Source organism: Moraxella sp. CTOTU47616 (assembly GCF_032017465.1).
GTDB classification, from domain to species: Bacteria; Pseudomonadota; Gammaproteobacteria; order Pseudomonadales; family Moraxellaceae; genus Faucicola; species Faucicola tetraodonis.
Genome location: NZ_DALZPU010000002.1, coordinates 72054 through 90528 on the forward strand (window position 1 = coordinate 72054; position 18475 = coordinate 90528).

The window sequence follows — 18475 nt, forward strand, 5'->3', positions numbered from 1 at the left end:
TTGTATAGTATTCTTGCCCGCCACTTAATCATAATATCGCTAAAACTAGGGTAAAATTTGTTAATTTATGACTTTTAATCAACCTGCCTCGAACTTTTTCAATAGGATGCTATGTATTGTCACAGCATTAATGGCGGGTTGTAATTCTTCAAATAGCAATCAAAATTCAACGACGCCAAATAACCAATCTACCAAAGAAACTACCAAAGCTATTTCAAACAATGCACCTATTGCCTCTTCACCTAAAGCGATTGAAAATCTACATATAGCCGCTTTTTCCAATCTTCGCATGGTATTGCCTATTTTGGTATCAGATTTTAATCACAATTATCCGAATATAAAGATTCAAATTACCTTTGAGCCCAATGCTGCGCTCTATAATACGGTAAATGCCAATCCACAAAACTTTGATATTTATTTATCGGGTAATCAGACTTACCCAAAGCAAATGCTTGCCAGTGTTAAGGGTGTTAAATCTTCGCCTTTTACTTATACCCGTGGTCAGCTAGTGCTTTATAGTCATAAATATCCCATGGACATTAGCCCTACAACCACGCTCGATCAGTTGATGCTCGACAATAAACCCTTTAGTTTAGCGATAGCCAATCCAGAGAATTTAGCTTATGGGGTGGCAGCAGAAGCCTGGTTGGTCAATCAAAACCTTTATAATAATATCAAGCCTAAGATTATTTATACCAATACCCTAGATGAAACTTTTGCGTTAACGGATAGTAGGAAAGCAGATTTTGGATTTGTAGGTCTCTCGCAAGTGTTGAATAAACCCAATAACATTGCCCTACAAAATGTCAATACACTAAGCAATAACTATTTGATACTGCCTAAAAATAGTTATCCGCCAATTCTGCAAGATGGCATTATTTTGAATCAACCTGACACCAGTCAAATTTTTGTGGATTATCTAAAATCGGCAAAAGCACAAGATGTTTTAACCGATGCGGGGTTTTTGCCGATTTGTACCTCGACAACTATCTTACCTGCTTGCAAATAGGGGGTTGGGTGTTAATTATCCGCTACTTGCAAGTCGCGAATTAATTTGCAATCGCTGATTTTAATTGATTAGCCAGCGCTGCTAGACGCTCATGATCGCCTTGACGATCTTCATGCAAGCCGAGATGATAGATACTGCTTGGAATCAAATGAACGTGGTAATGAAATACCGATTGTCCTGCCTCTGCATTATTTAACTGCATCTGCACAATACCTTGGCGATTAAATACCTTGCGCTGCGCTGCCATGACTTTTTGCGCGGTGCTGAAAACTGCCGCAATGTAATCTGCTGGCATATCCGACAATTCGACGGCTTCACATTTTGGAATGACTAAAACATGCCCTTCTGCCATCGGCATGATATCCATAAAGGCAAGCGTTTTGTCATCTTCATAAACTTTATGGCTAGGAATCTCACCACGAAGAATTTTGGCAAAAATATTTTGATTGTCATACTGCATTGATTACATTCCTTTTATTCTATAAATGAGGCTAAGAAACAAGACTAAGAAACAAGCCTTAGCAATTAGGCTAAGCAAAAAAATCTAATATGGTTTCATTCAAGATAAATTGGCGATCATCACCCAGCATAGTGACATCATAATTATGTACAAAGCTCACTGCTAATGCGCGACTGGGATCACACCAAGCCATAGACCCATTATACCCCATATGTCCAAATGCATCAGACACATCATGGAACAGACTAAACACGCGATGATAACCGAGTCGCCATGCCATTACCGCTGGCATGATTTTGTCAAATTGCTCGTTATGAATGGTTGAAAGCGCCTTAAAAACAGCAGAATTGATTAACGTTTTACCTTGCCAAACACCGCGATTTGCAAGCATGGCGTAGACGGTAGCCAACGCTATCGCACTGGCGACACCATTTGCGGCAGGAATTTTCGCCTGTAGCGTGACAGGGTGATAATAATTAAATTGTCTACTACCGATGGGTACCAGTGCTGACTTATAGTCTTCGATATTGATATTAGCAGGTTGAAAATACAGCGCGTTAATGGCCTGCGTTGTCAAAGGAGAGCCCGATTGAGACAATGTTAACCACTCGGGGTAAAAAGGCAAGGATTGATAAAATTGTAGCGTTGAGTCGGCATCTTGAGTGAGTAAAGGTTTGGCTTGAGTCTCTTTGGCACGTATTTGACCGGCAACCTGCTCGACTTTGTCTTTGGGTACCCCAAAGTAAGCTTGACCGACCAAATTAAGCGGTTCCAATAAATAATATTCTAGCACTTGCTGCAGGGGCAATTGGGTTACTTTTTCAATCAGCCCACCTAATACCCAGCCTGATACCAAGGCACTATAAGCGGCGCTAGAATCCGCACTGGATTGAGTCGACTGATTAACAGAATCTTTATTAGCTGAACCACTACCTGAACTATGCGTATTAGTTGGACTATTTAATGCCATTTGCTCAACATTACTGAGCATCAATTGCCAATCTAGCATGTCTTTGGCATGTTCGGTAATACTGACAATATTAAATAATCCCGACTCGTGGGTTAGCATATCACGCAAAGTGACGCTATCTTTGCCATTTTGGGCAAACGCTGGCCAATAGCTAGCAAGGGTTTTGTCATACGCTAAAAGGTTTTGACTCACTAAAATATGAATCAACGTAACCAGTATTCCCTTGCCTGTCGAAAAATTCAGCGATAGAGTAGATGGCTGCCAAGGGGTAATTTGCTGATTAGTTTTATCAATATTTGCTACGCCATGGGCCAGTTGAGTGACCGCTTTACCTTCATGAAAAATGACAAGACTGCAGCCACCTACCTTTTGATTAAGATCAAATTGTGATAACAGTTGTGCTAGGCTTTGATTGAGCGCTTGATAATCCATTAAATCTTTCATTGCTTCAATAGCATCCTAAAAAATCCTATGCTAAAAAACACCCTACTAAAAAATAGCCGCTTAACATTGAACCCTTATTGAGATTTTTCTATCGCTATTTATCGCTATTATTTAGCCTGCGCTTGGGTGATTTTCCCAATCAAATTGGCTTTTGGCGTAGCGGGATCATACACACCAAAATCCACCTGCTCATCACGATTATCAAATTTTGCGATAAACTCTACCTCAGAGGGCAAAAAAATCGGCAACTTAAACGTCACATCACAGGTAAAGCTCTCTGGCAAATCACCCAACGCACCCAAACATTTGGCTTTTGTCCACATACCATGGGCAATGGCTTTTGGAAAACCAAATGCTTTGGCGGATAAAGGATGCAAATGAATCAGATTAAAATCCCCAGAGATAAACGCATAGCGACGCCCAATATCTTCGGGAATTTCCCAAAATTCATGCATATCGTTGTCATCAAGTGTGGGCTTGGGTTCTACTTGCGTCGTCGATGCTTTGTGAGTCGTTTTTTTGCTTTTTTGGCGTGATAAATACGTCGAAGTCCCTTCCCAAACCAGCTCATCTTTTTCAAAAACTTTAGTCACAAAATCAAATTGCTTACCACGATCGTGGTCGCGCAGGTTAGCAAAGCTCACCGCCATTCTAAAAATTGCGCTATCTTTAATGCGCCGATATTGGGTAACAGTATTTTGCACATGAATCAAGCCTAGCATGGCAAAGGGAAATGGCTCTTTGACCATCATGTTCATCTGTAACGACTGTGACAGCACCGCAAAATACGTCGGCGGCACGTAGCTATTGTTTTCAAAACCACAAATTCTGCGGTAATCGGCTAAATTATCATGGTCGATTTCAAGCGTATTGACGCTATAAGTAGCATTGGGCAACACCGCATTGGTTGATTTGTCTTGGTCACCAATAGGCAAAAAACTTTTGATAATATTGGCATAGGTGGTGTGCGGCTTTGGCAAACGACTAAAATTTTGGTCTGACATACAGACTGTCCTTACTTTTTTACTTTTTAAGCTTGAGCTACAAAATGGCTATTTGATTAGATAGTATTCGGGGTATATTCCATTACTTTTCATTACGGTCAGATCTCAAAATCTGAGAACTTAGTTTATTATAATCGAATGTCACAATCTAATTGTTGATTTTTTGCATAAAGCTTAGTTTAAGTTTGACTTAGAAAAAATGATTAAAAAAAATCAGTAGCGACATGCTCGATACTGATTTTTTCAGCCCGTCAAAATTAAGCGCCCAACACACTTTGACCACAGACGCGGACAATGTTGCCATTGACGCCGCCCGATGCAGGGCAAGCTAGCCAAGCAATGGTCTCAGCCACATCAATCGGTAAACCGCCTTGGCTCATTGAGTTCATCCTGCGACCTGCTTCTCGAATCGCAAAAGGTATCGCAGCGGTCATTTGGGTTTCGATAAATCCTGGCGCTACCGCGTTGATGGTAATGCCGTTGTTTAACGTAGGCGCAGTTGCTTGTACCGCGCCAATCACGCCAGCTTTGCTCATGGCATAATTGGTCTGTCCCAAATTGCCGGCAATACCGCTAATGGATGATACGCATACAATTCTCGCATTTTCATTGAAACTGTCATGACTGAGTAAATAATCATCAATTTTTTCTTCCGCATTGAGATTGACGTTCATGACGGCATCCCACATATTATCATCCATTTTTGCCAATGTCTTGTCACGCGTTATGCCTGCATTGTGCACAATACCATCTAAGCCGCCACGTTTGGCTGCCGCTGCGGCTATTTTTTCACCGGCATCGTCTGCTGTGATATCTAATGTTAAAGTAGAGCCGCCTATCTCGCCTGCTACTTTTTGCAAGTCTGATTGCTGGGCAGCCACATCGACACAGATGACATGTGCGCCATCACGCGACAATACCTTTGCGATGGCTTCACCAATACCTCGGCTCGCGCCAGTCACTACCAGTGTTTTATCTTTTAAAGGTTTTTGCCAATCAACCGTGACTGGGTTGCCTTCACCCACTCTGACCACTTGTCCTGACACATAAGCAGAACGCGGTGAGGCAAAAAAACGTAAAGTAGATTCAAGGTTTTGCGCCGCATTTGGGTCTACATAGATAAGCTGGCTTGTGATACCGCGCTTAAATTCTTTACCGACGGATTTGACAAATCCTTCTAAAGCACGCTGGGCTGCTGCCTGTGCGATGCTGGTGCATTTTTCAGGTGGCAAGCCAATAACGATAACGCGACCTGAGCGGTCAATCGAACGCGCAATCGGATGGAAGAAGTTGTAAACTTGTTTCAGCTCATGGGTTGTGTTAATACCTGAAGCATCGAAAATAGCCACTTTAAAATACTGATTCGCGCCAAACTGCTCAGCGTCAATCTGCGCATTTTGTAAAGCATCACGCGCTGACTCATTGAGGTCTAGATAGACATCCGCTTGCACATTGGCCAATACTTTGGCGATGTCATTTGCCAGGACAGCGTTTTCACTGACCCCAAAAATGACACTGCCTGTCACAGGTGCTTGACCGTCTTTATAACGCTCAAGGCTGATTGGCATCGGTAGCCCCAAATTTTGGGCAATCTTACGTCCCAATGGATTTTGCACAAATTCGGAATAATGGTCTGACATAAGGACTCCTTTGAAGAATTAGTTTTGCTTAGGCTATTAGATAAGGCTCAATTAAAAAGTAAGTTAAACACTCAATTAAATACAGCTGCTAAACCTATTTACTGTGTAAATTTTATACCAATCAAGCAGCCTTGAATAGTCATATCAAATAAAATTTTATTGGTTTTATTGATTTATATAAATTATCGTTATATATATACCTTTAGGCGATATTTTTGTCTAAGTTTTATGGTAACATCACTGCAACTTAAAAAGTTTAGTTATTTTTAAAAAATTTAGTTATTTTTAAAAAGTTATTTGGTTTAAGCTTAGCCAATTTTTTTAATTGATTGCTCAAAAGGACTTTTCTATGGACAATTTTCAACATCCCACTCACCAGCCTACTGGCAAAAAGGTCGCTATTTTAGGTGGCAACCGTATTCCATTCGCTCGCTCAAATGGCCAATACGCCAATGTCAGCAACTCTGAAATGTTGACGGCTGCGCTTAATGGCTTGGTGGAACGCTATAACTTACAAGATAAACGCTTGGGTGAAGTAGTAGCGGGCGCGGTCATTAAATTAAGCCGTGATATCAATCTCACCCGTGAATGTGTGTTAAGCACGGCGTTAAGTCCACAAACGCCTGCTTATGATGTGTCACAGGCGTGTGGTACTGGACTACAAGCGGCTTTCGCGGTGAGCAATAAAATCGCCTTGGGGCTGATTGATTCAGGGATTGCAGGCGGTGTTGACACCACTTCTGATGCCCCTTTAGGCATTGGTGATGGGCTGCGTAAAGCGCTGTTAAAACTTAATAATGCCAAAACCAATAAAGATCGCTTACAAGCGTTATTAAGCATTAATCCAAAAGACTTGATTGATGCACCGCAAAATGGTGAACCGCGTACTAAATTATCGATGGGTGACCACCAAGCCATCACCGCACTTGAATGGGCGATCACCCGTGAAGCGCAAGATGAGTTTACCTTTAATAGTCATAAAAACTTGGCGCGTGCGTACGATGAGGGTTTTTTTGATGATTTAATCACGCCATTTAAGGGTTTAACACGCGACAATAATCTACGTCCCGACATTTCGTTAGAAAAATTGGCGTCATTAAAACCTGTATTTGGTAAGAAAAATGCCAACCCAACCATGACGGCGGGCAACTCAACACCGTTGACCGATGGCGCATCTTGTGTGTTATTAGGGACAGATGAGTGGGCTGCAGCGAATGGATTAAAACCGCTTGCTTATCTCACCTACCAAGAAACCGCTGCAGTTGATTTTACAGGTAAAAAAGGTGTTAAAGAAGGCTTATTGATGGCACCTGCGTATGCTGTGCCACGTATGTTGGAACGTGCAGGATTAACGCTGCAAGATTTTGATTATTATGAAATTCATGAAGCATTTGCCTCACAGGTATTGTCTACACTTGCTGCATGGGAAGACGAAAGTTTTTGCAAAGAACGCTTAGGTCTTGATAAACCACTTGGCGCGATTGACCGCAGTAAACTCAACGTAAATGGCTCATCACTTGCTGCAGGGCATCCGTTTGCCGCAACCGGTGGTCGCATTCTTGCTAGCACCGCTAAACTTTTGGATCAAAAAGGGTCAGGTCGTGCGCTGATTTCTATCTGTGCGGCGGGCGGACAAGGTGTGGTCGCCATTTTAGAAAAATAATCAAGTAACTAATACCAATTACTTATACTTAAGTACTTATACCTAAGTACTTAAGTATTCAAATAACTGATAAATAAGTACTTAAAAAAATAATGTAAAAAAGGCGAGATAATGAACTCGCCTTTTTTATCGCCTAACTAAATTTAATCGGTTTTTCACCGTCCTCGTCCTGCGGTTTATTTGGGTAGTGATGATCATGACCGATATCACAGTCTTCTGCCGCTTTTTTGGGTCGATGAATATAGCCAGTACGCTCTTCTACAACCAAAAACTCATGCTCCCACACCATCACCGCTTGCATACAAGTTTGACGCTGTTCTTCCGTCAACTTTCGACCATCTTCCCATTTGCCAAGCGAAATCGCTTGACGAAATTTTTCAACAATTTCAGGCGTTAACGCTGATAAAATCGCTTGTTTATCCATGACTGAATTGTCCTTATACCCTTGAATAAATCAGAATAGTTTAAAAAAATTTTGCTAAATAATTAAAAAATTATAGCAAATTAAGCGGATAAAATCTATTTGGCAAGTTGTCTTATAGCCAGATAGCTGCCTACAATGGCGTGATTACAAATTGGGCAATGTTAATTTGCACACAGATATTATATGCTTTGCTTATCAAAAGTTTTGAAAACTTACCTTATAAAAAAGAGCACCGCTATGAACTCTCTCAAATACGGTTATCATCAACATGCTGTAACCAGCGTTTTTAATCAAAAGAAAACAGCTTTTAATCAAAAGCAGTTGGCTAAAGCAGTCTTTGTATTAAGCCTAATATCTGGCCAAAATTGTGCGTTAGCAGCGCCTGTGTCACATGTATCACCTGCGCCAGCTCAGCATTTTTTGTCTAACACTGCCCTATCTAAGCCGACGCCTATTGCCACTACCCAAACGCTGCAAACGGCATTAACATTAGCCCATGAGCAAAACTTAGCTGCGCAAAAAGCGTGGCTGCGATTATTGTATTATCCTGAAACAGTCACCACAAAACAGCCCTTTGAAAGTCGGGTCAACAATCGTTTTAACTCACAAGCGAGCCAACGACAATTTTTTGCCAGCGCGCAAGGCGCCAAAAATCCACAAGCAGAACTTGATGAAATGCTCACACAGTTATTTCACCCAAGTCAAAAAAATAATGCCTCTGTCCAATGTCGCTTTCCCGCTCGTACACAGTGGCTCATTGAAAACTTAGCCATCGATACCTCAACCATCCCTAATCAACATTGCGATGCGCTCGATTCATGGCTACAAAAAATCAATCCCCAATCCGTCTCATTAATTTTTGCCAGTGAGTATTTAGATAGCCCACCGTCTGCATTTGCCCATAGTTTTTTGCGATTTGATAATGCCGATCTTAGCAATCAATACTATTTGAACTTCACCCCGAAAGTCACTGACGGTGAGCATTTTTTAAAATTTGCTTACAAATCCAGTATCGGTGGCAATACGGGCGAATTTACCATGACCAATTATCAGCAAGGTATTAAAGAATATTTGCAAGATAATGGGCGCAACGTATGGCAATATCAGCTCAATCTTACTGATAAACAGGTTAAACAACTTGCCTATCGAACTTGGGAAATTAAAGACCAAAATTTGCCTTATTATCTGTTATCCGATAATTGCGCCTCTGAAATTTTGGTGTTACTAAATTCTATTTTTCCCGATAAAAATTTTTTAGTCACTGACTCCCCGATGGTTTCCCCCGCCCAAGTGGTACGCATGCTAAACCACGAAAATTTGATTCGCGCTACCAATTTTAGTCCTTCAACACCGACTGTAGTGCAAGCGCAATTAAATGCCCGCAACGCGACAAATCATCCCAAGGCTTTTAACAATCCCCATCAAGATATAGCGTCAAGTCCTCAAATATTGCCTAGCCGCGACAATCCTGAACTGGCTAATCCTTTAAGTCGATTTGATATCGGGGTCAGCCAGCAGTCGTTTGATAGGGTCAGTGGACGACCTAAATTAGACAGCAACCAGGCTGTCACTTTAAATTATCGCATGGTGTATCGTGATGCGTTAGATAAAATTGACGGCTATCCCATAGGCTCACAATTGACGGCATTGAGTATGGGTCTTAGCATCCATGACAACGCCGACCACCAAGATACCGTACAACTTGAGCAGCTAGGATTATTTGATGTGCGTTCATTGCATCCGATTAATAGCGCAAAAAAAGGTGTTTCATGGGGTGGCAATATTGGCTTACAGCGAGTCTTTGATGGTATCAAGGGTATCGACAGTAGCAACAAAGATGACCACAGCGCTATAGACAATCATTTGGTCGCAAATATCAGCGGTGAATTTGGTAAAAGCGTGGCGATCGGTAGCGCTGCCCCAAATACAGGCGATATGCCCGCCAATATTTGCTATGGCTTGGGCACTATTGCAGCGCAGTTTGGTAAGGGCTTATATCATGGTTATCGTGTTGGGCTTGGTGTCAATGTCGGATGCAATGCAGAATTGCGTCCAAATTGGCGCGCGATATCGGAATTAACACTGCCATTTTGGTTAAGTGGCGATAGTGATAATGAAAGCTATTGGCAGCCCAAACTCAGTATTGGTAGTCAATATGATATCAATCAAACCAATGCGATTCGGGTCACCGCTAGCCGTGAATGGCTGCCAAAGTCTGACAATATCGATAACGTTGATGAAGTTGCGCTAAAATGGCTACACTATTTTGAATAATCTACGCCTAGCCAATTTTGTGCTAAGCCAAGCCAAAATGGCGTAGCAACGCCATGCCGATGGCTAAACTAAACATGGAAAACACGGTGGTAAATCCTAAAATATTGGCCGCTAATATTTCATTGCCCCCCATGCTGCGAGCCATCACATAACTGGCAGCAGCAACAGGCGATGTTACCATAATAAACATCACGCCCATTTGTATCGGTGATAATTGCATCAATACACCCACCACGACCGCGGTGATAGGCGCTACAATAATTCGACCGATGCTTGCCTGCATAGACACGCCTGTCATATTGAGCATCGACTTAATATCGAGTGTCGCGCCTGCACAAATCAAAGCCAAAGGTAACGCTACCGCCGCCAATAACTCGCCTGTTTTGATGATAAATTCAGGCGGCATCGGCAGCTGCAATAACTTATAAGCAAACGCTGATACCAATGCGATAATTAACGGATTTTGCCCGATTTTTTTGGTCATGGTGATGGCTTTTTTAACCACGCGTTGGCTGTTGTTGTCATTTCTGCTTAGGCTAATCACAGACAACACATTATACACAATGGTTAAAAGACCCATATAAACCGCACCGATACTGACGCCTTGGCTACCATAGGCGTTGGTCACAGTCGCCAGTCCCATAATTGCCATGTTACTGCGAAAGACACCTTGCACAAACACACCTTTATCGCGGGTGTCTTTGACAAAAAAATAGGCAAATAGCTCACCGAGAAAAAACAGCCCAAAAGTGACCATCAATCCCGATTTAATCAAATCGACCTGCTCCGCAAAATGAATGTCACTTTTTAGAATACTAAAAAACAGCAAACATGGCAGACAATAATTAAAGACCATATCAGAGGCGATTTCAACAAACGACTGGTTGATGGTTTGTTTTTTTTGCATCATCACCCCCAATAACATCAGCAAGATATTGGGCAAGGTAATTTTTAGTGCAAAGAGGAAGGCAGTTAGCATAATAATTTTTTTGAGTAGAAAATAAAAAAGTCCCAAGTTTGGCACATACCAATACCATGGGACTTATGTAGCATGGTCTAAAGTTAAGAGCTTAGCACTTCACGTGCTTTTTTGCTTTTTTTAATCATCATTGCCAAAAGCTGTACCGCAGCTGGCGTGACGCCGCTAATGCGACTGGCTTGGGCAAGCGTCGTTGGGCGCACTTTTTCAAGTTTTTGCACGATTTCATTGGAAAGCCCAGAGATATCATGATAAGTAAAATCGTCTGGAATCAGCGTGTGTTCAAGTTTTTTCATCTGACCGATTTCAACTTGCTGACGATCGATATAACCGGCGTATTTGACACCAATTTCGATTTGCTCACCCACTTCGGCAGACACGGGAGATTGGGTCAATTCGCTAATATCATCAAATGACACATTCGGACGTTTTAACAAATCAAGCGCGTTATTCTCTTTGGTCAATACTTCACCGGTTTTATCGATAAATGATTGACCCAGCGTATTAGTAGGTGTTGCCCAAAGCGAGCGTAAACGTGCGGTTTCTTGCTCAATCGCTGTCATTTTATCGCTATACACTTGCCAGCGCGCATCGTCCACCAGTCCTAAGTCACGCCCAATTTCTGTCAAGCGTTGATCGGCATTGTCTTCCCGTAGCAGCAGACGGTATTCGGCACGACTGGTAAACATACGGTACGGCTCTTTGGTACCATTGGTGATGAGATCATCTACCAACACACCGATATATGCTTGGTCGCGGCGCGGTGTCCAAGCATCCAGTCCTTGGGTGCGACGTGCAGCATTTAACCCAGCTAAGATACCTTGCGCAGCGGCTTCTTCATACCCTGTCGTTCCATTGATTTGACCGGCAAAAAATAGGTTATCAATCGATTTGGTCTCAAGGCTTGGTTTAAGATTTTGTGGGTCAAAATAATCGTATTCAATCGCGTAGCCAGGACGCAAGATGTGCGCATTTTCCAGCCCTTTCATGGATCGGACTAAAGCCAACTGAATATCAAATGGTAAACTCGTTGAAATCCCATTGGGATAAAGCTCATGGGTGGTCAACCCTTCAGGCTCAATAAAAATCTGATGGCTGTCTTTATCAGCAAACCGATGAATTTTATCTTCAATCGATGGACAATAACGGGGACCAATGCCTTCAATCACCCCTGAATACATGGGTGAGCGATCTAGCCCACTGCGGATAATGTCATGGGTGCGTTCATTGGTATGGGTGATATAGCAGTTGATTTGGCGCGGATGCATGGACACATCGCCCAAATATGACATGACTGGCAGTGGTGTATCCCCGGGCTGCACGGTCATGACACTAAAATCTACCGTGCGCGCATCAATGCGTGGGGGCGTGCCTGTTTTGAGGCGTCCAACCGGCAGCTTAAGTTCACGCAATCTATCTGCCAAACGGATAGAAGGCGGATCGCCTGCACGGCCACCTTTGTGGTTTTCCAGTCCAATATGAATAGTACCACCTAAAAAAGTGCCAGAGGTCAACACCACTGCGCCGCAAGCAAATTCAATCCCCGATTGGGTAACCACGGCTACCGCTTTGCCGTTTTCAACCAAAATATCATCCGCCGCTTGTTGGAAAATATCCAAGTTTGGCTGATTCTCTAAGGTATGGCGAATCGCCGCTTTATATAAAATACGGTCTGCTTGGGCGCGTGTGGCACGGACAGCGGCACCTTTACGGCTATTTAACACACGAAACTGAATCCCTGCTTTGTCGGTGGCAAGCGCCATAGCGCCGCCCAACGCATCGACTTCACGCACCAAATGCGACTTGCCAATCCCGCCAATCGCAGGATTACAGCTCATCTGTCCCAAGGTTTCAATATTATGCGTAAGTAGAAGCGTCTGTTGACCCATGCGCGCAGCCGCTAGCGCCGCTTCTGTGCCAGCATGACCGCCACCAATCACAATTACGTCGTAGATTTTAGGGTATTTCATTGTGTCACCCATGATTCGCTTGTCAATAAAAACTGACAATTATACCATGCTTAAACGGCTATCGATTATTTTTTTATCAATGCCAATCATTGAGCGTTTAGGGTGATACTTTGCTTTAATAATTACCAACAACATGACGAAAAAAATCCAAGTTATTCGGCTTGGATTTTGATTGATTCGCGGATTTATAGTTATTGTGAATCGATTTGGCTATCGCGGATGATTAGTAATTCATCTTTTAGACTTGTGACTTTAAGTTCGTTGGCATCATTAAACACTTGGATATTAGCGCCTTTGCTATCTTTATAATCTTTGTGACGACGAAAGTTGTGCTCAATTTCAAAACGAACCACCGTCTCAAGCAATGATTGTAATTCTGCTAAGGTATAGTGTTCCCACTGAATTTCAAGATGGGGGGCTAATTTACCTGTAATCATACGAACTTTATTATCAATTTTGACGACTTTGGTGGTCATGCTGATACTCCAATATTTTTATTAGTCATTATGAGTTTCATCAATAAATGCGGCTAGATGAACTAGAAATTGCTTTAATGCTAACGGATTAACCGGCTTTTATCAAGCAAGATTCATAGACTGGGTAATCACCCCCAACCACTCTAGCCACGGTTATAAATTTTCTGGTCACTTATCAGTCATGTAATGAAAAAATAGGCGCGCTAAACGCTCTTGGACGCCTAAAAACAGCCTCATCTTGATAAAATTCTGGTATCACATTGTCATCACTATAGCCAGGGATACCCATCACAGGTAACGGCTGAAAGCTTTTGGATGATAGCTTAACTGCATTATCCGCTAAATATGGCATTGCCAGTTGTCGAAATAGCTTAGCAATTGCCGTATCAAGCTGGTTTCTCTGACTGTCTATAGATTGCTCAAACCAACCCTCATCTACTAAAATCAGCAAGGTATGACTGGTGATATTTTTTCTTGGGTTAACCAATTTTTCAAGCAGGGCATGACCAAATGGAAAAAAGGCAATGGTACGATGTTGACCCAACCAATTTGTTCTATGAGTGACCAAAGCTGCGTGCCATTTAAATGCTTGTAACTGTTCAAGCAATAGTTTATCTGAACTCACCACAATGCCGCCATTTTCATCAAATACGGTTAACGCATTACGCAGCGCTGTTCTGGCGTTATGAATACCATGTCGCAAAATATCTTTGGCATGAAGTTCGTTAAATACCGCTTTAGCCTGCGGAAAATTCAGCCAAATTAAACCGTTCAGCAAATCATGGTGATTGTCACGGGTTGGAATTTTCCCTGTCTTGGCAATAAAACTCTCATAAGCCTCATCCTCAGGCAGACACGCTTGCCCAACAAAGCGAATGGGTAATTTTTCAAAATTGGCTATACGGCTGGCGTTTACATCCTCAAATCTATCCAAACAAGCATTCAAATTTTCAACAATATTGATAGCATTGATAGCAAGGGCATGACTATGTATTGAATGAGTATGTTTTGCGTCAAGCTTGGGAAAATTCGGAAAATAAGTCAAATAGTGATACCAAGGTTGATTAAAATCAATGAGGGCGTTGGTGGGATGAGTCGCTGACATAAATACAATCTGATAATATAAGAATAAGAATAAGAAAAATAATCGTAGGCTGAACGAAAAATATTAGCATACTTTTGGTTAACCCCATGACAGATAATTACCACCTACCAATCATTACCAGCCAAGCATAGCTAATGGTTTAGATACTGTTGACTTCAATTCATCAAGCTATTGCGATTTTTTGAATGGCATGTTTGTATAACCTGTTTTGCATAATAAGCGATTTTTAGCACGATGTTGCAAAACATCATATAATAAGATACAGTCATTCAAATTTTACCACCCAGTAGAAGTAGAGTTATTACATGCATATTTTTCTAGCTCGCAATAATGTGCAAGCCGGCCCTTATACCCTTGAACAACTTAATCAAATGCTTGCCACAGGGCAAGTGTTACTCACTGATTTGATGTGGCATCAAGGGATGGATAACTGGAACACGGTCAATGCGATGACGGATGGGCAATTTTTTTACCGTCCAATAATTGATGAAAGCTTGTCAGTCGATACCCACCAACGTGAGCAGCCCGCTTCTGATGAAGCAGATTATATTATTAACAACACGCCTAATCCTATATCGCCTTCAGAAGATTCTGAGAATGTTTGGGATCGGTATTCAGTGAATAACCCGCACAAATCCCCTAACCCTACCAAGGTCACATTGAGCAAAAAACTTAGCTCAAACCAAGACATTGCCCATGCCAAAAAACAGTTAGACCTTGCCAGCGTCGGTAGCCGTATCGCAGCAAAATTAGTAGATACCCTGCTTATGGTATTGGCGTCGTCGCCCCTGTTCATATCCCTATATAACAGCCCAAATTTTGATAAGTTACTCAAATGGGCAGAAGCCGGACAAACCAGACTGACATCTGCCCAGCAGATGGAACTCATGTCAGCATTACCTGAGCATATATTGTTGTTAACCAATATTTTGGTATGGGGTTTAATGATTGCGCAAGTCCTATTATTGATGCGCCGTGGTCAGACCATCGGTAAGATGATAATGGGCATACGTATTTTGGATCGCCAATCCAATGCCATTCCTGGATTTTTTAACTTAATCATTATGCGTGGGTTATTTACCACATTGGCTTACTCTTTATCGATTTTTGGTTTGGTTGTGTTAGTTGTTGATTTGGTCATGATGCTCACCAGCAAAGAGCGATTAAGCCTGCATGATAAAATCGCCAAAACTTATGTGGTACGTGCCGATGACACCCAAACCACACCCCTTGCGTTAAAACCTGACTAAAGTAACTTAAAATCATCAAACCGTGTGGTATAACCATGCGGTTTTTTTATGGTCAGTTGCCAACAGGCCTCACCACGCGCTAGGTATTTCACCTCAAAATGCGTGCGGTCACTATGATTGGGTACTTGGGTTTTCTCCACCGGTACTTGCCAAACCGTCTGTGCTTTATGCTCGGCTTCCTCGATATAACTTTCAATATTACTGGCAAGTATAAGCTCGCCACCTGGTTTTAACCGAGACAGTAACCACTCAAAAAACGGCATGTTGAGCCAGCGTTGGTTGGGGTTATGCGGTTCTGGATTGGGATAAAGAATAAACACCCCTGACAAGCTTTGCGCGGGCACAGCATGGGTGACCCAAGCAATGGCATCAGCATGAATAGTGGTTAAATTAGACAACTTGGCATGATTCGCCATTTTTTGCATGGCTTGATATTTTTCTGCGGTACGTTCAATCGCGATGAGATGGGCATTGCCATTATCGCTGGCAAAACTCAAGGCATGCTTGCCTTTCCCTGCACCGATTTCAAGAAAAATGGCGGGCTGCTGCCAAAATGTTGCGGCAAGTGGCTGAAAATCTCTGGGATGACGGATACGATCGGGTTGAAACGGTCTGGTAAATTGATGACTTAGCATGAACAGTCGCTTGATTCGCCCAAAAAAAAGGATTTATAGTATACTATGGCAAATAATCCGATACACCATTTTTCAGAATACCTTTTGTTTATGTCTAAAACCGAGCCCACCCCATCAAATGCACCTGTCAAAACTTACCCCTGTCCGCGCTGCGGCAAACCCACCGTTTGGGCAGATAACCCCACCAAGCCATTTTGCAGTGCACGCTGTAAACTCATTGACTTAGGCGCTTGGGCGAATGAAGACTATAAAGTCGGTGCAGAAGACACCCCGTTTAGTGACGAATTAGACGCTTTTAAATAACGTAGATTTGATTGGTTAGTAATTGCGCTAGCTATGATTTGCTAACTATGATTCGCTAACTATGATTAAAGGAATCCCCATGAGCTCTTATTTACTCCCCACCTACAAACGCCAGCCCATTAGCTTTGTCAAAGGTCAAGGTAGTTATCTTTATACCGCTGACGGAACGCCGTATTTGGATGCGTTAACAGGGATTGCTGTCTGTGGACTGGGGCATTGTCATCCGCGTATCACTGCTGCGATTGCCGATCAAGCCGCAACGCTTGTGCATACTAGCAATCTTTTTGGTATTGATTGGCAAGAGCGCGCGGGTGAAAAGTTATGCCAAGTCGCAGGCATGGATAAAGTGTTTTTTGCCAATAGCGGTGCCGAGGCCAACGAAGCAGCATTAAAGATGGCGCGACTGTTTGCATCAAATCGTGGGCAAACCCAAGCCAAAGTGATTGTGATGGAAAAATCCTTTCATGGACGCACCCTACTGACCGTATCCGCCACCGCAAATCCAATGGCTAGAGCAGGATTTTTTACCTTAGATGATGATTTTATTCGCGTGCCTTTTGGGGATATTGAAGCGATTAGCCAAGCGATTGCCGATAACGACAATGTGTGCGCTGTGATGCTTGAGCCTATCCAAGGTGAAAGTGGCGTCAATACCGCTGCCAATGGCTTTGATTTTTTAACCCAAGTTCGCAAAGTTTGTGATGACCATGACTTATTAATGATTTTAGATGAAGTGCAAACGGGCAATGGTCGGACGGGGCAATATTTCGCTTATCAACATTCATCCATCAAACCTGATATTTTGACCACAGCAAAAGGTTTGGGGAATGGTTTTCCTGTAGGTGCGTGCATGACCAGCGCAAAAGCCAATGATATTTTTAGCTATGGCTCACACGGTTCAACGTATGGTGGTACACCGCTTGCTTGCCGTGTGGTTAGTGAAGTGATTGATGTCATTGATGATGAGAATATGATGGCAACTACCTTAAGCAATAGCGCAGCATTGATTGAGCAAATCACTAGCGAGCTAGGTAGCGAAGGGGTTACTGTACGGGGTAAAGGCATGATGCTAGGGGTGGTGATGCCACAGGATCGCGGCATTGCATTTGATAGCTTAGTCGATAAAGCGCGTGACAATCATCATCTAATCATCAATGTGGCAGGCGGTAATGCCATTCGTTTATTGCCACCGCTCAACATGAGTGCCGATGAAACCGTCCAAATCGGTGAGCGCCTCATTCACCTTATCCAATCAGCCCTGTATTAGACTCACCCCTCAGTGAGTTTTTTAATTTTAGAAAATAAGCTTGCTCAGCTAAAAGCCGTTTAATAGGCACCTTAATTGGTAACCAAATTGGCGACTAAGCAAGGATTTGCCAATTAATGTCGCAAGCTTTTAATCGCCCATACCATCGCAATGACAACCATGGCAATGGATGCACCATATAAAAAGGTATTGATGTTTGCACCACCCTCAACCGCTTGCTCCAAAAACAAAATCACTAAAATAATCATCGACACTTGCATCAGGTTAATCTTTAAGTCATGAAAATCTTTGATGCCTAACACGGTGAGAAAACGCGATTCTTGGGCAGGTTTATTGGAAATAAATAAACGATAATTGGCGATGGCAATCATTTGAAAACTCAGTGCGATGAGTAAAATATCTAATGTTTTTAATAGATTGACTGCCAAAATTTGCCCATCTAACGGTTTGATGGTGGGATTAGTAAAAAAGTCAGAGAGTATATGAAAAATAATATTTAAGGACGCCACATAAAGCGTGACCGAAGATACTAAACTGACCATAATGGTTAGAAATACCAAATAACGGCTATTTTTAAACAGTTTTTCAATCATAAAAAATAA

At 42.4% G+C, this 18475-nt stretch carries 17 protein-coding genes; 6 read left to right on the top strand and 11 right to left on the bottom strand.

Going from position 1 to position 18475, the window contains the following annotated elements; genetic code table 11:
• Positions 1 to 67: 67 nt before the first annotated feature.
• Positions 68 to 1009 carry a molybdate ABC transporter substrate-binding protein gene (modA, locus tag RTS10_RS02435; protein ID WP_312539075.1) on the top strand — a complete coding sequence of 314 codons (942 nt, stop codon included), beginning with the start codon at positions 68 to 70 and terminating at the stop codon, positions 1007 to 1009.
• Positions 1010 to 1049: 40 nt separating this feature from the next.
• Here modA and RTS10_RS02440 read toward each other — a convergent pair whose 3' ends face one another.
• From RTS10_RS02440 to RTS10_RS02455, 4 genes are all read right to left on the bottom strand, one after another.
• Positions 1050 to 1469, bottom strand: a complete 420-nt coding sequence (locus RTS10_RS02440) for an HIT family protein (RefSeq protein ID WP_312539077.1) — start codon at positions 1467 to 1469, stop codon at positions 1050 to 1052.
• A 70-nt stretch (positions 1470 to 1539) separates the two neighbouring features.
• Positions 1540 to 2883, bottom strand: a complete 1344-nt coding sequence (locus RTS10_RS02445; protein WP_312539079.1) for a serine hydrolase domain-containing protein — start codon at positions 2881 to 2883, stop codon at positions 1540 to 1542.
• A gap of 107 nt (positions 2884 to 2990) precedes the next feature.
• A complete protein-coding gene (locus RTS10_RS02450) occupies positions 2991 to 3887 on the bottom strand; it encodes a MaoC family dehydratase (RefSeq protein WP_312539081.1) in 897 nt (298 codons plus the stop codon).
• A 257-nt stretch (positions 3888 to 4144) separates the two neighbouring features.
• On the bottom strand, positions 4145 to 5527 hold the full coding sequence (locus tag RTS10_RS02455; protein ID WP_312539083.1) for a 3-oxoacyl-ACP reductase: 1383 nt from the start codon (positions 5525 to 5527) through the stop codon (positions 4145 to 4147).
• A gap of 349 nt (positions 5528 to 5876) precedes the next feature.
• Between RTS10_RS02455 and RTS10_RS02460 the strand changes: the two genes are divergently transcribed.
• Complete coding sequence (locus RTS10_RS02460; protein WP_095355327.1) at positions 5877 to 7190, top strand: acetyl-CoA C-acetyltransferase; 1314 nt, start codon at positions 5877 to 5879, stop codon at positions 7188 to 7190.
• Positions 7191 to 7323: 133 nt separating this feature from the next.
• Here the strand turns inward: RTS10_RS02460 and RTS10_RS02465 are convergent, their stop codons facing one another.
• Positions 7324 to 7614, bottom strand: coding sequence for a YeaC family protein (locus tag RTS10_RS02465; protein ID WP_219331352.1), 291 nt, complete (start codon positions 7612 to 7614; stop codon positions 7324 to 7326).
• 384 nt (positions 7615 to 7998) lie between these two features.
• Between RTS10_RS02465 and RTS10_RS02470 the strand changes: the two genes are divergently transcribed.
• On the top strand, positions 7999 to 9888 hold the full coding sequence (locus tag RTS10_RS02470) for an Lnb N-terminal periplasmic domain-containing protein (RefSeq protein ID WP_312539084.1): 1890 nt from the start codon (positions 7999 to 8001) through the stop codon (positions 9886 to 9888).
• Positions 9889 to 9910: 22 nt separating this feature from the next.
• Here RTS10_RS02470 and RTS10_RS02475 read toward each other — a convergent pair whose 3' ends face one another.
• The 4 genes from RTS10_RS02475 to RTS10_RS02490 all read right to left on the bottom strand — a co-directional run bounded on the left by RTS10_RS02475 (position 9911) and on the right by RTS10_RS02490 (position 14418).
• On the bottom strand, positions 9911 to 10867 hold the full coding sequence (locus tag RTS10_RS02475) for an AEC family transporter (RefSeq protein ID WP_312539085.1): 957 nt from the start codon (positions 10865 to 10867) through the stop codon (positions 9911 to 9913).
• Between the two features lie 83 nt (positions 10868 to 10950).
• Entirely contained in the window at positions 10951 to 12837 is a 1887-nt protein-coding gene (gene mnmG, locus RTS10_RS02480; protein WP_160001626.1) for a tRNA uridine-5-carboxymethylaminomethyl(34) synthesis enzyme MnmG, read from the bottom strand.
• Between the two features lie 191 nt (positions 12838 to 13028).
• Positions 13029 to 13313, bottom strand: coding sequence for a hypothetical protein (locus RTS10_RS02485; RefSeq protein ID WP_007117325.1), 285 nt, complete (start codon positions 13311 to 13313; stop codon positions 13029 to 13031).
• 175 nt (positions 13314 to 13488) lie between these two features.
• Positions 13489 to 14418: a DUF3025 domain-containing protein gene (locus RTS10_RS02490; RefSeq protein WP_312539087.1), complete on the bottom strand. Its 930-nt coding sequence runs from the start codon at positions 14416 to 14418 to the stop codon at positions 13489 to 13491.
• A gap of 305 nt (positions 14419 to 14723) precedes the next feature.
• On the opposite strand from RTS10_RS02490, the gene RTS10_RS02495 reads away from it, so the two are divergent.
• Positions 14724 to 15668, top strand: coding sequence for an RDD family protein (locus tag RTS10_RS02495; RefSeq protein WP_312539088.1), 945 nt, complete (start codon positions 14724 to 14726; stop codon positions 15666 to 15668).
• Here RTS10_RS02495 and RTS10_RS02500 read toward each other — a convergent pair.
• Positions 15665 to 16303 carry a methyltransferase domain-containing protein gene (locus RTS10_RS02500; RefSeq protein WP_007117322.1) on the bottom strand — a complete coding sequence of 213 codons (639 nt, stop codon included), beginning with the start codon at positions 16301 to 16303 and terminating at the stop codon, positions 15665 to 15667. The genes RTS10_RS02495 and RTS10_RS02500 overlap by 4 nt on opposite strands.
• Before the next feature lie 90 nt (positions 16304 to 16393).
• On the opposite strand from RTS10_RS02500, the gene RTS10_RS02505 reads away from it, so the two are divergent.
• Both RTS10_RS02505 and RTS10_RS02510 read left to right on the top strand, forming a co-directional pair.
• Complete coding sequence (locus RTS10_RS02505) at positions 16394 to 16606, top strand: DNA gyrase inhibitor YacG (RefSeq protein WP_040404327.1); 213 nt, start codon at positions 16394 to 16396, stop codon at positions 16604 to 16606.
• Between the two features lie 79 nt (positions 16607 to 16685).
• Positions 16686 to 17873 carry an aspartate aminotransferase family protein gene (locus tag RTS10_RS02510; protein WP_312539090.1) on the top strand — a complete coding sequence of 396 codons (1188 nt, stop codon included), beginning with the start codon at positions 16686 to 16688 and terminating at the stop codon, positions 17871 to 17873.
• Positions 17874 to 17986: 113 nt separating this feature from the next.
• Here RTS10_RS02510 and RTS10_RS02515 read toward each other — a convergent pair whose 3' ends face one another.
• Positions 17987 to 18466 (bottom strand): YqhA family protein, encoded by a 480-nt coding sequence (locus RTS10_RS02515; protein WP_312539092.1) that lies wholly within the window; start codon positions 18464 to 18466, stop codon positions 17987 to 17989.
• Positions 18467 to 18475 lie beyond the last annotated feature (9 nt).